The sequence below is a fragment of the Methylobacter sp. S3L5C genome (assembly GCF_022788635.1).
GTDB lineage: Bacteria > Pseudomonadota > Gammaproteobacteria > Methylococcales > Methylomonadaceae > Methylobacter_C.
Genome location: NZ_CP076024.1, coordinates 4,069,025 through 4,084,449 on the forward strand (window position 1 = coordinate 4,069,025; position 15,425 = coordinate 4,084,449).

Here is a 15,425-nt window from a genome sequence, read left to right on the forward strand (position 1 = left end):
TAAATTATTCTTCTGGGTCCAGCATCGGCGATGCGTGATCCAGAGGAATTACAAACGAAAATATGGCACCTCCCGTGGGCCGGTTTTGCACCTGAATGGTACCGCCATGCGCATCAATGATAGCCTTGCAAATTGCCAAGCCAAGTCCCACCCCGCTTTGCGCCGCCTCGTGGCGAACCCGATAAAACTTTTCAAACAGCTTGTTTTCGAGGCCCTTGGGAATACCCTGCCCCTGATCGGCAATCGAAATTTCCATCGCGCCAAAAAAAACTTCTGCCATGATCTCCACAGGACTTCTTTCTGGTGTATAACGAAGGAGATTTTCCAGAAGATTGATCAAAACTTGTTCGATCATAACTGCATCAACATAAATCATCGGCGTGCCGGGCGGCAATTTAACAGTTACCAAGCGGCCTGCAAGACGCTTTTGCAAGAGAGTCAACACGGCTCCGATAATTTCTTCAAGCGGGAACCATTGTTTATTCAACTCAATGGTGCCTGCGTCAAGCCGAGCCATATCCAGAATATTGTTAACCAGACTCGACATCCGCAACCCTTCATTGTAAATAGCGCGGCTCAGTTCAAGCTTGTCTTCTGCCTTTAGGGCGTGGTCTTCCTCTACTAAAGTACTGGCTGAACCTACGATGGTTGCGAGCGGCGTACGCAAATCATGAGAAATGGAACTGAGTAGTGAGTTCCGCAAGCGTTCGGCTTCTATTTCCAGCTGAGTTTTTCTGGCTTGCTCGGTCAACCGTACACGGGTAATCGCTTGGGCAATCTGCCCAAGAAAGGTTTCCAGTAATTTCTGTTGTTCAGGCAGGAACACCCTGCGCAAGTTAACAGGAAGTAAAACCAAAACTCCCAGCACGGATTCCTTGTTACTCAATGGAAAATAAATAGCCTCGGCACCCGGCAAGGTATGGGTCCCCTGGCCGGCAAGCTCGTTATGATCCATAACCCACTGCGCAACACTTAGGTCAGCAGCCCGTAGCGATTCAGACATAGCGTGACCTGCAGGATAAACAATACGGCCGTTAGTATCAGGAAAAAGAATAACGTTTCGGCTACCGAACTCCGAATAGAGATGATGTACCGCCGCACGCACTATTTCATCTTCACTCTGGCTCGCTGTCAGATCACGGCTCATCGCATAAAGAACCGTCGCACGCCGCTCCCTGTGTCCCGCCACCTTGGCTTGGGAGCGCACATTAGCCATCAAATTGCTGATTAATATTGCCACGATCAACATCGCCAGGAGTGTCACCAGGTATTGGCTATCGGATACCGAAAAACTGAAATAAGGTGTTACGAACAAAAAATCAAATATCGCAACGCCGAGAAGAGAGGCTAAAATAGAAGGACCGCGACCGAAACGCATGGCAATAAAAACCACGCCTAGTAAAAAAACCATAACCAGATTGGCCAGCTCAAACCTGCCGAACATCAGATAGGCGAGCACGGTAATGGCAACTATCACGGCCACCGCCCAGACATAACCCAGAGTGTCTTTTTTTCGCGATGACAATTTCCCGCCAAGTCCCGGCAACGGATTTTTCCGATACAGGGAAACCTCTGCTTTATCCCCACTACCATCCCTGTCATATCTGGGACTGCCCAGTAGATACAGATTAATATTGTGCGCATCGCTAATCAACACATCCACCAACGAACCCAACAGCAAACGCTTCCAGCCTCGACGGGTCGGTTTCCCCATGACGATCTTGGTCACATTTCTTTCATTGGAAAACTTAATGATGGCGGAGCTCATATCGGGCGCACTCAATGTTACTGTCTCGGCACCCAACTGCTCGGCAAGACGGAGTATGCGCAGCACACCATCACGTTTTTCAGCTGACAAGCGTTGCAGCTCGGGCGTTTCGACATACACTACGATCCATTCAGCTCGCAGGCTGGTTGCAAGACGTTTCCCCGAGCGAACCAGACGTTCTGCCAAAGCATTAGAGCCGATACAAACCATAATACGCTCATTAACCTGCCAGACTTCGCTGATAGAATTATCCTCGCGATAATTCAACATCTGGGTGTCGACCTGGTTAGCGGTTTGCCGCAGTGCCAGTTCCCGTAACGCAATCAGATTGCCTTTGCGGAAAAAATGCTTAATCGCTTCCTCGGCCTGTTGCGGCAAATAAACCTTGCCGTCTTTGAGTCTGTCGAGCAGTTCGTCTGGCGGCAGGTCCACCAATTCAATTTCATTGGCGGCTTCAAACACCGTATCCGGCACGGTTTCCCAAACCCGTATGCCGGAAATCTGGCCTATATCGTCATTAAGACTTTCCAGATGCTGGACATTGAGGGCCGTATACACATCGATGCCGGCATCAAGAAGCTCTTCAATATCCTGCCACCGCTTGGGATGCCTGCAACCCTGTGCATTGGTGTGTGCCAGTTCGTCAACCAGAATAACCGAGGGCTTGCGCTTGAGGGCTGCATCCAGATCGAACTCCCGCAAAGTCGTCCCACGATAGTCAATCTGCTTGAGTGGCAATACCTCCAAACCTTCCAGCAGGATGGCAGTTTCCTTGCGGCCGTGGGTTTCTACCAAGCCAACAATGATGTCAATATTTTCGGCTCGTCTCTCGTGGGCCGCCAGGAGCATGGCATAGGTCTTACCTACGCCTGCTGCCGCACCGAAAAATATCTTCAGCCTGCCTCGCCGGGCCTTGGCTTTTTCCCGCTCGACTCGAACAAGCAATTGATCGGGATCTGGGCGCTCAATAGTCATGGTTTGATTTCCATTTTCAGTGTCATACAAAAGGCTACGGTAGGGCGTGCCGTGCATGCCAGATTGGGGTTAAAATTAGTCATCAACTTTCAAAGAGACGCACACGCGATCCAACCTACAAAGCTTAGCGCGGTGGAAGTGGCTTTAGCCTCGCTAGTCGGAACTAAAGTCTCTCCCACCAAATTACTAAACTAGTCCAGTCTCAACGGCTCAACTGATCCATCGCCAGATTCAGCTTTAGCACATTAACTCGCGGCTCTCCCAGAAAGCCCCACTGACGCGATTCAGTGTTCGCATCAACCAGGGCGCGGAGTATTTCCGGTCTGATGTTACGAGTCTTGGCCACGCGATTGATTTGATAATCTGCTGCCGCAGGACTGATCTGCGGATCCAGTCCACTGCCCGATGCCGTAACCAGATCAACCGGAACCGGTGCCTTGTTGTCAGGATCGGCGATTTTTAACGCCTGAATACGTGCTTTAACGGCATCCACCAGAGCCGGGTTGGTCGGCCCCAGATTTGAACCGCTGGAGGCGCCGGCATTATATGAGAAGGGTGCTGTTGCGGAAGGTCGTCCCCAAAAATGACCGGAACTACTGAAAGGCTGTCCGATCAGACTGGAACCTGTAGTTTTGCCGTTACTGTCCGTCATCAGGCTGCCGTTAGCTTGAGAGGAAAACAGAAACTGTGCCAGACCCGTTACTATGGCCGGATAAATTACACCCGTCAACACACTTAATAGAACAAACAAAATAACTCCCGGTTTCAAATGCTTAATCATTGTCAACTCCTTTAAATTAGACCCAGCGTGACCAGAAACAGGTCAATCGCCTTGATGCCGATAAATGGAACAATCAACCCGCCTACGCCGTAAATCAGCAAATTATTTTGCAGCAGCTTGGCGGCCCCGATTGGTCGATAATTGATACCTTTTAATGCTAGAGGAATCAGCGTCACAATGATCAGCGCATTGAAGATCACTGCCGACAGAATGGCACTCGCCGGGGTTGCAAGATGCATCACATTCAAGACATTAAGCACCGGATAAGTGGTTGCGAACGCGGCCGGGATAATTGCGAAATATTTTGCGACGTCATTGGCTATGCTAAAGGTAGTCAGTGCACCGCGCGTCATCAGCATCTGCTTTCCGGTCTCGACAATCTCGATTAATTTGGTCGGGTTCGAGTCGAGATCAACCATATTACCGGCTTCTTTGGCCGCCTGGGTGCCAGAGTTCATCGCTACGGCGACATCGGCTTGCGCCAGTGCGGGCGCATCATTAGTACCATCACCGGTCATTGCGACCAAACGCCCTTCTGCCTGGTATTGTCTGATTAACTTCAGCTTCTCCTCTGGCGTGGCTTCGGCCAGAAAATCATCGACCCCGGCCTCGGCAGCAATCGCGGCGGCAGTCAAGCGATTATCGCCGGTAATCATGATGGTTTTGATACCCATCTGGCGCAATTCGGCAAAACGTTCTTTGATACCGCCTTTGACGATATCCTTGAGTTCGATGACACCCAGCACACGAGCCCCTTCAGAAACTACCAGCGGCGTACTACCGCGACGCGCCACGTCATCGACCAGCTTTCGAAATTCTGGCGGAAATTTACTACCCAACCCTTCAATATGACCACGAATGGCATCGGCCGCACCCTTGCGAATCTGCCGTCCGTTAATATTAACCCCGCTCATCCGGGTTTGGGCACTGAAATGCACGAATGTAGCGCACAGAGTATGCACATCCCGTTCTCTGAACCCATATTTTTGCTTTGCCAAAATCACCACACTGCGTCCTTCCGGTGTTTCGTCAGCCAGAGAAGCCAATTGAGCAGCATCGGCCAGTTCTTTTTCAGAGACGCCTTTAACCGCTATAAAAGCGGATGCCTGTCGATTACCCAAGGTAATCGTACCGGTTTTATCCAGTAGTAATACATCAATGTCACCGGCTGCTTCCACAGCCCTGCCGGAGGTTGCGATGACGTTTTTCTGCATCATCCGTCCAATACCCGCGACGCCGATGGCAGACAATAACCCGCCAATGGTCGTCGGAATCAGGCAGACCAGCAATGCCACCAGGACGGTAATTGTGATTGGTTGTCCTGCACCTGAGGTGGTTACAGCGTACAAAGAAAACGGCAGTAAGGTCACGGTAACCATCAGAAAGATCAAAGTCAATGCGACCAGTAGAATCGTCAAGGCAATTTCATTAGGTGTTTTCTGCCGTTTAGCGCTTTCCACCATAGCAATCATACGATCCAAGAAAGCTTCGCCCGGATTGGCGGTAATGCGCACGACCAGCCAGTCCGATAACACCCGCGTACCACCAGTCACCGAACTGAAATCGCCGCCCGATTCGCGGATTACCGGCGCACTTTCGCCGGTGATTGCACTTTCGTCCACTGAGGCAACGCCTTCAATGACTTCGCCATCGCCGGGAACAAAATCACCGGCTTCTATCAAAACCACATCACCGCGTCGTAAATTGGAACCCGCCACTTTGGAAAAATTCGCACCATAACGCGGCTCATCCAGTTTTTTTGCCAAAACATCACGCTTGGCGCCACGTAAAAATGCGGCTTGTGCCTTACTCCGCCCTTCGGCGACGGCTTCGGCAAAGTTGGCAAACAAGACCGTACCCCATAACCATAAAGTCACTGCCAAAATGAAATTGGCCGGATCCTTACCGTTTCCGCCAAGAGCCTGTACCCAGAGCAGGGTAGTCAGGAGACTACCTATATAAACAACAAACATCACCGGATTTTTCCATTGCTGCTGCGGAGCCAGCTTTCGGAATGAATCCACTAAAGCTACCCCCAGGATTTCCCTATCAAACAAAGACGTTGAAACAGATTTTTGACTCATGAAATTCTCCCGTTCACTGGTTTTCGCTGGGTAGATAAAACACGCCCACCCTTATATCTTGATTTTGATTATTTAGCGCCAATCATTTGCAAATGTTCGACTACAGGCCCCAAGGCCAAGGCAGGAACAAATGTCAGCGCACCAACCATGAGTACGGTACCGATCAATAACGCAATAAATAGCGGAGTATGCGTCGGTAAGGTACCGAGACCGACCGGCACTTTCTTCTTTGCGGCCAGGGAACCGGCGATAGCGAGTACGGGTACGGCCAGCCAGAAACGTGAAAACAACATGGCCAGACCCAACATGACGTTATAGAAGGGCGTATTCGCCGAGAGCCCGCCAAACGCGCTGCCGTTGTTGTTACCCGCCGACGAGAACGCATATAATACTTCGCTGAAACCATGTGCGCCCGGATTGAAGACGGACGCCTTGCCGACCTCAACCATAACGGCGAACGCAGTACCGCCCAATACCATTAGTGGTGGTATCAAAATAGTGATTGCGGCCATTTTCATCTCGTAAGCTTCGATTTTTTTACCCAGATATTCGGGTGTGCGGCCTATCATCAAGCCGGATACAAATACCGCGACTATCGCAAACATGATCATGCCATACAACCCTGAACCAACGCCGCCGAAAATCACTTCACCAATTTGCATCAGCCACATCGGCACCATACCGCCGATTGGTGTAAAGGAATCGTGCATGGCATTGACTGAACCGTTGGAAGCAGCGGTAGTGACGACCGCCCACAGAGCGGAGTTGGTAACTCCGAAGCGGGCCTCCTTGCCTTCCATGTTGCCGCCGGACTGGCTAATGCTTGCTGATTGGTCGACACTCAATGCTGCCAAAGCCGGATTGCCGCTTTGCTCTGCCGGTACGGCGACAAAAACCAGCGCCACAAAAACCAGTGTCATTGCCGTCAGAATTGCCCAGCCTTGCCGGGTGTCGCCCACCATCATGCCAAAGGTGTAGCACAGTGCACCCGGAATAAGCAGTATCGAGAGCATTTCCAGAAAATTACTCAATGGCGAAGGATTTTCCAACGGATGCGCCGAGTTGACATTGAAAAAGCCGCCGCCGTTGGTGCCGAGTTGCTTGATGGCTACCTGTGATGCCGCAGGCCCTACCGCCACGACTTGCTCTTTGACTTCTATCGACGCCATGACCGGCTTGCCATCGGCATCTTGCAACGCTACACCATCTACGCCCAGTTTGGGCTGTTCATAACTGACAGTTTCGACCAGCGGTACAACTTGATAGGAACTGAAAGTCTGCACCACGCCCTGTCCAACCAGCACCAATGCCAGAATCAACGATAACGGCATCAGGATGTACAGCGTACTGCGGGTGAGGTCCACCCAGAAATTACCGATGGTATCTGCATTGCGCCTTGTAAATCCCCGGATCAGAGCGACCAGCACCGCCATACCGGTTGCAGCGGAAACAAAGTTTTGCACGGTAAGGCCCAGCATCTGGGTCAGATAGCTCATTGTTGTCTCGCCGCCATACCCCTGCCAGTTGGTGTTGGTGGCAAAGCTGGCTGCCGTGTTGAAAGAAGAATCCGGACTGACGCCAGGCAGGTTCTGTGGATTAAAAGGCAAAGAGGCTTGCAGGCGTTGCAATGTGAAAACTGCCAGAGCACCCAACAAATTAAATACCAGGAAACTGACGGCGTAATCCGTCCAGCGCATCTCTTTTTTCGGATTCACGCCGCTTAGGCGATATATCAACGTTTCGACCGGCGCCAATAATCGGTTTAAACCCACCGACTCACCCTCATAGACTCTGGCCATATACCAGCCTAACGGTTTAGCCAGTGCGAGTAGAGTAACGACATAAACTATAATTTGAAAATAACTGTTACTGGTCATCAGACTACTCCGGATAAAAAAGTGCGGCGACCAGATAAACGAAAATCGCCAGCGCAAGTACACCACTTAACAGATAAACCCAGCTCATAACTGCCCCCTTAATTTTTCAAAGGCATAAACCAGTGCGACGGTGACGGCGAAAAAAACAAGCGTCAATAGAAGATAAACACTATCCATAAAACCACCTTATATAAAATGACTAACCCAATCGCTGATTACAGAATCTGCGTCAAAAACAACAATGGACAGTCTACTCTGGAAGGGTGTAAAAAAACTGTAAAAATTTAGGTCGGGGATATAAAGAAATAGTAAAAAGTGAAGCGCATTGTCTCATCTAAAATCGTACTACTTTTAAACACTATAAAAGGGGTTTGGGATGAGGCAATACGGTAATTGTCGTGGAACCTATTTGAGCTGATTTTACAATTTCGAGAGATGAGCAATAATAGCCAATGAACAAACATTCGCGTTTTAGTTAATAAATACTATAGTGGATTAAAATGGATCCCGAAATCCGAACAATAGTTTAAGCTATAGCCTGTCATGAAAAAAGAGGTCGATAATGAGCGAAAGCAAACGAAAGATTTTTACTGGAGCGCAAAAAGCCAAGGTTGCCTTGGCAGCGTTCAAGGGCCTGAAGACGATTAACGAGATCGCTCAGAAGCACGGAGTCCACCCAACCCAAGCAGTCTATGGAAAAAGGATTTGCTGGACAATGCAGGCAGTTTATTTGAAGGTAAGCGTGGTCCTAAGCCGGTTAATGCCCAAAGTGATCCGGACAGGTTGTACGCCAAGATAGGCATGGAAAAAACCTTTAAAGACCTACAAGCTAGAGAAACCGGGCAAGTTTCAAGAATTAATCATTTACAAAAAGAACTAAACAAAATGGAAGATCGTGTTATGGCTGATGAAAGGCACAAAGAAGCTCAAAGGAGATATAAAAAAGGTTTAGCAGAGTGTCCTATTGCCTTGATGGTATTTGATGACTACCCGCCTAATGATGAACAGATAGTTGTCTGGAAAAAACTATTAAAGTGGACCCCTATAACGGACCCAAAAAACCGGTTGTTCAATGTGGCATCTGTCATTGCTAGACTAATACTTCATTATCATTACAACTACTTAAATCGGGTTAGCGACAGCGTAACCCGATAAATTGTGGTTATGTATTTAATGGATCAAATGATTTTTTCGAGGATGAATGACATCCCTTAATACGCTTTAATCCCCTGCCCTGACATCAAACTCAATTTTCCAGCGGCTACTGTCTTTTAATGAAATCGCTTGTAGTTCCAGTGTCCCCACTTCGGTTACCGCTGCACACAAATGTACAGAGACAACTTCACCGGATCTACGGCCTTCTTCCGGCAAAGTAATATCCAGTTCATCCAGTTCTGACAGCTCTTCATTCGTCCAATAATCCAGACGAGTGCCCACTTTATCATCACGACGGGTAGTGGAAGCAAAGAAACGAAACCGTACTGGTTCGCCTACCACCAAACCGAATTCATCATCCGGCAATTCTTCGCGTGTCCCTTCTTCCATACCAAAGGGCGCAATACATAAAGCTACAATGTCTGGAGCCATACCCGGTACAGCAGGCATCGAGCTTTCAATACTGACATAATAAGCGGCAGCCGTGCCACCTTTAATACGCACACCTTTGCCTTTTCGTACAAAACCATAATAAGCGGCACCTCGTGCAACGGCCAAATCAAGGTCAGCACCTGCCAACAAGCGTGCTTCAGGGGCTTGTTCAGCGGCTAACCAAGAATTTAATACTTCCATTAAACGCTCAGCCAGTGCATTGGCTTTTAACACACCCCCATTAAACAGGACGGCAGTGGGATGCAAAAAGGTCGCATGTTCCGGCAGGTTGATATCGTTAAGATCGTCGGTAGCATTTTGCTGTTTGGTCAGAAAAGCCGCTAAATGACGCGTAATCCCTGCATCCTGCGCATAAGGCAAGCCGGTCGTTCTTAAACCCGTACGGGTACGACTTACCGGTCTCTCACTAACCGCTACTTTAGGCAAGAAACCTTCAACCAGTACTCTATTGACTTCCTCACGGGTTAATTCAGTACGCAGGTTACCAGACATTAAAGACGAACCACGACTGGCAACTACCAAAGGAATATTATCAATATCAGCTGAATTAAAGATTTTTTCTTTAGCATCCCGGCAACTATGGGTTAAAGCCTGAATTTGCCAAGGTTCCAGGCGTTTGCCATCTTGTTCCAGCTTGGCTTTAACGGTATAAGCTAGCGCCAAATCCATATTATCGCCGCCCAGTAAAATATGATCGCCTACAGCAACACGGGTAAGCTCGAGATTTCCATCTTTCTCGGTAACCGCTATCAACGATAAATCAGTGGTTCCACCGCCAACATCAATAACCAGGATAATATCGCCGCACGTCGCTTGTTTACGCCAATCACCCTGACTTTTTTCAATCCAGCTATACAAAGCCGCCTGGGGCTCTTCCAATAAAATTGCTTGATCAAGACCGACTGCGCGTGCCGATTCAACAGTCAATTCACGAGCAGCCGGATCAAACGAGGCAGGCACGGTAATCACCAAATCCTGTTTGTCCAACGGTGCCTCAGGATGCAGACTTTGCCAAGCATCACGGATATGTTGCAGATAAGCTGTGGTTGCCTGAAACGGTGAAATGCGTTCTACTTCATCGGGCGCATCTGCTGGCAGTATCGGTGATTTACAATCTACCCCGGCATGACATAACCAGCTTTTGGCACTGGATACGAGACGAATGGGCGTTTTACTACCCAAATTACGGGCTATTTCACCAACCAGGTAATCCGGTTTTGCATTCCAGGGTAAGGACGTAGATCCTTCGGCAAGCTCTGCCTGATGGGCCTGATATAAGAATGACGGTAACTGAAAACTGTCTTCAACCACACCCGGCGAGGTTAACTGCGGTATTGCCATGACTTGCTGAGAAAATTCTCCATCGTCACTATCGGTAATCTCGGCATATGACAAAACACAATGGGTCGTACCTAAGTCGATACCGACTGAAAAACGCTTGGGTGCTAAAGACACATTGTCTTGACTGCTTTCTTTTATGTCTGTTTCCGAGGAAGATGCTGACGTGGAAAAATCTTCATCGACAGAATTCTCGACCTGTTGGTTTTGAGGCTCAGTGTTGAACTGTTCATTACCAAAACCTGCCGAATCTTTATTATCATCGGCATAGGGCTCTGAAACAGGTATTGCCGAAACTTTTTGGCTCACCGCTTCTTCTTTGTTGTCTGTCTGCTTTTTTATATGCCCAAACAAACTCATAACTCAACCTCTGCTGCGGCAAGAATAGCGGCATTATGGCCTTGAGTTAATTTTGGCAGTCTGATGCTCGTTACCTGCCAACCCTTATGTATCAGCGTTCCTGTAAAAGGTGCCGAACCGACAATATTACCGGTTAAGCGCACTGCAGCGGCATCAAAGCCTTGTGGCAGAGTGATTTTTTCACCTTCTTGCTCGCTACGAACCGGTGCCAGTGTAAAGTGTTCGTTAATTGCTTTGTTACAGCCTTCATGAACAACGCGTGCAGCAATACCAATATCTGCATCGTTGTAGGAAGTAATATCTTCTTTAATAAAGTCGATAAAACGTGCTTCTTTTTGTAGTAGTCCCAGTAGTTGTAATGCGGCATCGGGTGTAGATTCTTTTAATATCACAGGCTCCGGTGCCGGTGCATAAACAAGCTTTTCAACTTCGACAATTTTCTCCACGATTTTTACGACAGGTTCGGGAGCGGGAGTTGGCGCAACTTGCTGGACGTGTTGTACTGTGGGCTTTTTCTTACAGCGCACCAAGCTAACGAGCATAGTAAGCAGCAATACAATAAGAATCAGGGCTAATAAAACTACGGTACCTGCCAGGCAGACATGCCATAAATCAAAAGTGGTAGGTTTAAGCGATAAATCAATTGCGTAAATCATATTCATAAAAGACCCTCTATTTATTATTATTGATTGCCCGCTTTACGCGATGCCTCAGAAAATATCATACCTTGCAAGGCATCACGCGTAGTTTGTGTACGCACTTGTTTTAAATGCCGATCGGCAATAACTTCCGGCACTTTTGCTTCAGCATAGACTTCACGCATCTTCGCCAAATTGGCTTCACATTGCTTCATAATGGCATCAGTCGCCTGGCGTGAGTCCTGCTTCTGATAGACTGATTTTTGCATTTCACCGCCAACACACTTTTTATACTCATATTTAACCACCTGAATTTTTTCAATGGTAGCATCTGACAACGTGGTGTTATGCCACTCATTTTTCGCATCATCAGCAAAAGCAGTTCCGGCAGACAACAACAGGCTTAAGAAAAGAATATTTTTCATGGTGTTCCTTGAGATAATTATTATAATTTTATAGCGCTTGATTTTACGCGAAGTGGTTACAAATGAATAATTTAAAGCGCTCATATTCAGGGCATATTTTTTAAAACAGATTACCGGAGCTTTTTTTCTTGCTGAAACCATGCCGGTCAAGGTTTACATCCTCGACCGAAACATTTAAAAACCTCAATAGTTTTCAAAAGATGAGTGTACCGGACTGAAACCCACGTCACGCGTCAGTACGAAGAGCACGAAAGTTTACTTCTTCGTGCTCTTCGTGGTGATAATTTTTTAAATAGTTTAACGTTCACGGTTAGTAAAGTACCAAATCAAGTCAAATGACTTAACGATTGTTTTGTAATGCAGCAATGCGTTCTTCCAATGGTGGATGACTCATGAACAATCGGCTTACGCCACCGCCATTAATACCAAAAGCCGCTAATTGTCCCGGTAAATCTTGCGCCTCTTGTCCACGTTGCAAAGCACGTAAAGCAGCAATCATTTTTTCACTACCGGCTAATTTTGCACCACCGGCATCGGCTTTAAATTCTCTATACCGAGAAAACCACATAACCAACATGGATGCCAGAAAGCCCAAGGCAATTTGGGCAACCATTTGAGTAATGTAATAAGCAGGACCATAACCGCGTTCGGTTTTAAAAACAACGCGATCAACAAAGTGACCAATGATAGTTGCAAAAAAGAATACAAAAGTGTTTACCACTCCTTGCATTAAAGCCATGGTAACCATATCGCCGTTGGCAACATGGGTCATTTCATGGCCCACTACGGCTTCCACTTCATCGGCATTCATGTTTTGCAGTAAACCGGTACTGACTGCTACCAGCGCACTGTTTTTATTCATTCCGGTAGCAAAAGCGTTAGCTTCTGGGGTCTCGAAAATACCTACTTCAGGCATACCGATTCCTGCCAGACGTGCCTGTTTAGCCACAATATCCAGTAACCATTGTTCAGTCTGGTTTTGCGGTTGCTCAATAACGTGCACGCCCATCGCCCGTTTGGCAGACCATTTTGACATCGCCAGAGAAATTACTGAACCGGTCATGCCGATTAGGGCGGACATGACTAATAAAGCATTAAGATTAAGATCTATGCCTTGCGCATCCAAAGTACCGCTTAAGCCCAATAAATTAAAAATAATACTGACAACAACCATTATTGCAATATTGGTCGCCAGAAAAAGAAAAATTCGCATCATGGTAATAGCCTCAGATAAGTTGATGTTCGATCTAATATGGGGATTTATTAACACATTCCAACCCTCATAAGAATGATAATATATAGCAAAGTCTATTTATTAAGGTCATTGTCATGTATTTTTTTAAAACCACGCTACTTTCCTTACTTTTACTTAATACTTGCTTGGCTTTTGCAGAACCCGGCGATCATCAGGCGGTGTTAAAACAACTGCATTTACCTGAAGGCTTTAAAATATCCATTTATGCCAATAACGTACCCAACGCGCGCAGTTTAGCCTTGGGTGATAATGGCGTTGTTTTTGTCGGCACAGGCTCGGAAGGCAACGTCTATGGGCTACAAGATAGTAATAATGACGGGGTGGCTGAACAACATCATGTCATTGCCAGCAATTTAAAGATGCCCAATGGCGTTGCTTTTAAGGACGGTGTGCTTTATGTTGCAGAAATCAATCGTATTATCCGTTTTGACGATATTACCCGGCAATTAGCCAAGCCTCCCAAACCCGTTGTCATCTATGATAAATTTCCCTCTGATATACGTCACGGCTGGAAATATCTGCGTTTTGGTCCTGATAACAAGCTCTACACTGCCATTGGTGCGCCCTGCAATATTTGTAATCCTGAAAAAGATATTTATGCCTCACTGGTCAGGTTAAATCCTGATGGCAGTGATTTGGAAATTATTGCCAAGGGCATTAGAAACACCGTTGGTTTTGATTGGCAACCGGAAACGGGCACGTTGTTTTTTAACGATAATGGCCGGGATCTTTTAGGTGAAGATACGCCACCGGATGAACTTAACCAATGGTCTGTTAAAGGTGAACATTTTGGCTATCCCTATTGTCATGGTGGCAACATTCCTGATCCTGAATTAGCGGCCGATAAAAAATGTTCACAATTTACCGCCCCCGCCTGGAAATTTAAAGCCCATATCGCCCCGTTAGGATTACGTTTTTATCAAGGCACGCAATTTCCGGTTGAATACAAAAATCAGTTATTTATCGCACAGCATGGCTCCTGGAACAGAGCCGAGCCGCAAGGCTATCGCGTTGCTTTAATCAGATTTAATAAGGGCAAACCCGTTTCAGAGCAGGACTTTATTAGTGGCTGGTTAACCAAAGAAGGTAATGTGTTGGGACGTCCTGTAGATATATTAACGATGCCGAATGGCAGTTTGTTGATTAGTGATGACAAACTGGGTGTTATTTATAAAGTAGAATACCAAGGAAAATAATGACCAAACAATTTGAGATTATCGATAAGGAAACCGTTTATTCGGGGTTTTTCCGTATGGAAAAATACCGCTTAAAACATACCTTGTATGCCGGTGGCTGGAGTGCTGAAATAAGTCGTGAAGTTTTTGTGCGCGGTAGTTGCGTTGCGGTACTGTTATATGACCCCCATGCCGATAAAGTGATATTAATCGAGCAATTCCGTGCCGGTGCCATTTTGCAACCCGATAGAGCCTGGCTCGTGGAAATTGTTGCCGGCGCCATTGAAGAAGGTGAAACCGCAGAAGAAGTAGCTTACCGGGAATCACTGGAGGAAGCCGGCTGCGAAATTCAGGAATTAATGGTCATTAACGAGTTTTACACGACACCGGGTGGAGCTGCAGAACGAATCACCCTGTTTTGTGGCAAAGTAGACAGCACTGATATTGGCGGCATTCATGGACTGGATCACGAAGACGAGGATATATTAGTGCGCGCCGTTGATTTTGATGAAGCCTATCTTATGTTGGAAAACAATAAAATAGAGTCGGCAATTCCTATTATTGCCATTCAGTGGCTGGCATTGAACAAACAAAAACTCAAGCAAAAATGGTTATTGTAACGGCGACTCAAGCCGGTTTATGAACACGTCCACCAGCAAAGTTTTTATTCGTTTGCTTTTGCCGGCAGTCGTTATTTTATTTTCCGGTTGCGCCAGCGTTCCTGAAATAAAGCCTGCCGCTCAAAACCAGTCGCAAGTCATCACTTATGCGCTAAGCTTGCAAGGTACGCCTTATCGTTATGGTAAAAGCTCACCTGAAGACGGTTTTGATTGTAGCGGCTTTGTTCAACATGTCTACGAAAAACAGGGTATAACCTTGCCGCGCACCGTAAAAGATATGGCATTATCTTTGCCGCAGATCCCCAAAAATGACGTGCATTCCGGTGACCTGGTTTTTTTTAATACCAACGGCAAGTCATTTTCTCATGTCGGAATTTATATTAATAATGATAAATTCGTTCACGCTCCCAGCCAACGTACCGGTAAAGTACTTGTCTCCAATCTTAAAAACAGCTATTGGAAAAAACACTACATCGGTGTGCGTCGTCCGAAATAATTTGGAGACAAAACGAATCATCTAT

Annotated in this window: 13 protein-coding genes; 4 read left to right on the plus strand and 9 right to left on the minus strand. The window is 47.0% G+C overall.

Going from position 1 to position 15,425, the window contains the following annotated elements; translation table 11 throughout:
* Window positions 1–4: 4 nt before the first annotated feature.
* The 5 genes from KKZ03_RS18475 to KKZ03_RS22125 all read right to left on the minus strand — a co-directional run bounded on the left by KKZ03_RS18475 (window position 5) and on the right by KKZ03_RS22125 (window position 7,573).
* The gene (locus KKZ03_RS18475) at window positions 5–2,743 is read right to left on the minus strand and encodes a sensor histidine kinase KdpD (RefSeq protein ID WP_243218226.1); all 2,739 of its coding nucleotides are present in this window, start codon (window positions 2,741–2,743) and stop codon (window positions 5–7) included.
* 202 nt (window positions 2,744–2,945) lie between these two features.
* Window positions 2,946–3,524, minus strand: coding sequence for a potassium-transporting ATPase subunit KdpC (kdpC, locus tag KKZ03_RS18480; RefSeq protein ID WP_243218227.1), 579 nt, complete (start codon window positions 3,522–3,524; stop codon window positions 2,946–2,948).
* Window positions 3,525–3,535: 11 nt separating this feature from the next.
* Complete coding sequence (kdpB, locus tag KKZ03_RS18485) at window positions 3,536–5,608, minus strand: potassium-transporting ATPase subunit KdpB (protein ID WP_243218228.1); 2,073 nt, start codon at window positions 5,606–5,608, stop codon at window positions 3,536–3,538.
* Window positions 5,609–5,676: 68 nt separating this feature from the next.
* Window positions 5,677–7,485, minus strand: a complete 1,809-nt coding sequence (gene kdpA / locus KKZ03_RS18490; protein ID WP_243218229.1) for a potassium-transporting ATPase subunit KdpA — start codon at window positions 7,483–7,485, stop codon at window positions 5,677–5,679.
* Window positions 7,486–7,489: 4 nt separating this feature from the next.
* A complete protein-coding gene (locus KKZ03_RS22125) occupies window positions 7,490–7,573 on the minus strand; it encodes a potassium-transporting ATPase subunit F (RefSeq protein ID WP_371744908.1) in 84 nt (27 codons plus the stop codon).
* Between the two features lie 617 nt (window positions 7,574–8,190).
* Between KKZ03_RS22125 and KKZ03_RS18500 the strand changes: the two genes are divergently transcribed.
* Window positions 8,191–8,640, plus strand: coding sequence for a hypothetical protein (locus KKZ03_RS18500; protein WP_243221754.1), 450 nt, complete (start codon window positions 8,191–8,193; stop codon window positions 8,638–8,640).
* Window positions 8,641–8,706: 66 nt separating this feature from the next.
* Here the strand turns inward: KKZ03_RS18500 and KKZ03_RS18505 are convergent, their stop codons facing one another.
* The 4 genes from KKZ03_RS18505 to htpX all read right to left on the minus strand — a co-directional run bounded on the left by KKZ03_RS18505 (window position 8,707) and on the right by htpX (window position 13,070).
* Window positions 8,707–10,791 carry an Hsp70 family protein gene (locus KKZ03_RS18505; RefSeq protein WP_243218230.1) on the minus strand — a complete coding sequence of 695 codons (2,085 nt, stop codon included), beginning with the start codon at window positions 10,789–10,791 and terminating at the stop codon, window positions 8,707–8,709.
* Complete coding sequence (locus KKZ03_RS18510) at window positions 10,788–11,453, minus strand: DUF2760 domain-containing protein (RefSeq protein ID WP_243218231.1); 666 nt, start codon at window positions 11,451–11,453, stop codon at window positions 10,788–10,790. The genes KKZ03_RS18505 and KKZ03_RS18510 overlap by 4 nt, the downstream gene beginning before the upstream one ends.
* A 20-nt stretch (window positions 11,454–11,473) precedes the next feature.
* A complete protein-coding gene (locus KKZ03_RS18515; RefSeq protein WP_243218232.1) occupies window positions 11,474–11,854 on the minus strand; it encodes a hypothetical protein in 381 nt (126 codons plus the stop codon).
* A 340-nt stretch (window positions 11,855–12,194) separates the two neighbouring features.
* Window positions 12,195–13,070 (minus strand): protease HtpX, encoded by an 876-nt coding sequence (htpX, locus tag KKZ03_RS18520; RefSeq protein WP_243218233.1) that lies wholly within the window; start codon window positions 13,068–13,070, stop codon window positions 12,195–12,197.
* A 113-nt stretch (window positions 13,071–13,183) separates the two neighbouring features.
* Here htpX and KKZ03_RS18525 point away from each other — a divergent pair, with 113 nt between their 5' ends.
* From KKZ03_RS18525 to KKZ03_RS18535, 3 genes are read left to right on the plus strand one after another with little or no spacing between them, the layout of a single operon-like run.
* A complete protein-coding gene (locus KKZ03_RS18525) occupies window positions 13,184–14,305 on the plus strand; it encodes a sorbosone dehydrogenase family protein (RefSeq protein ID WP_243218234.1) in 1,122 nt (373 codons plus the stop codon).
* Window positions 14,305–14,904, plus strand: a complete 600-nt coding sequence (locus tag KKZ03_RS18530) for an NUDIX domain-containing protein (protein WP_243218235.1) — start codon at window positions 14,305–14,307, stop codon at window positions 14,902–14,904. The genes KKZ03_RS18525 and KKZ03_RS18530 overlap by 1 nt, the downstream gene beginning before the upstream one ends.
* A gap of 19 nt (window positions 14,905–14,923) precedes the next feature.
* Window positions 14,924–15,400, plus strand: a complete 477-nt coding sequence (locus KKZ03_RS18535; protein WP_243218236.1) for a C40 family peptidase — start codon at window positions 14,924–14,926, stop codon at window positions 15,398–15,400.
* Window positions 15,401–15,425 lie beyond the last annotated feature (25 nt).

Coding starts and splice junctions, on each gene's coding strand:
- KKZ03_RS18525 (WP_243218234.1), top strand. CDS start 13,184: ATGTATTTTTTTAAAACCACGCTACTTTCCTTACTTTTACTTAATACT.
- kdpC (WP_243218227.1), bottom strand. CDS start 3,524: ATGATTAAGCATTTGAAACCGGGAGTTATTTTGTTTGTTCTATTAAGT.
- kdpA (WP_243218229.1), bottom strand. CDS start 7,485: ATGACCAGTAACAGTTATTTTCAAATTATAGTTTATGTCGTTACTCTA.
- KKZ03_RS18475 (WP_243218226.1), bottom strand. CDS start 2,743: ATGACTATTGAGCGCCCAGATCCCGATCAATTGCTTGTTCGAGTCGAG.
- KKZ03_RS18510 (WP_243218231.1), bottom strand. CDS start 11,453: ATGAATATGATTTACGCAATTGATTTATCGCTTAAACCTACCACTTTT.
- KKZ03_RS18515 (WP_243218232.1), bottom strand. CDS start 11,854: ATGAAAAATATTCTTTTCTTAAGCCTGTTGTTGTCTGCCGGAACTGCT.
- kdpB (WP_243218228.1), bottom strand. CDS start 5,608: ATGAGTCAAAAATCTGTTTCAACGTCTTTGTTTGATAGGGAAATCCTG.
- KKZ03_RS22125 (WP_371744908.1), bottom strand. CDS start 7,573: ATGAGCTGGGTTTATCTGTTAAGTGGTGTACTTGCGCTGGCGATTTTC.
- KKZ03_RS18505 (WP_243218230.1), bottom strand. CDS start 10,791: ATGAGTTTGTTTGGGCATATAAAAAAGCAGACAGACAACAAAGAAGAA.
- htpX (WP_243218233.1), bottom strand. CDS start 13,070: ATGATGCGAATTTTTCTTTTTCTGGCGACCAATATTGCAATAATGGTT.
- KKZ03_RS18535 (WP_243218236.1), top strand. CDS start 14,924: ATGAACACGTCCACCAGCAAAGTTTTTATTCGTTTGCTTTTGCCGGCA.
- KKZ03_RS18530 (WP_243218235.1), top strand. CDS start 14,305: ATGACCAAACAATTTGAGATTATCGATAAGGAAACCGTTTATTCGGGG.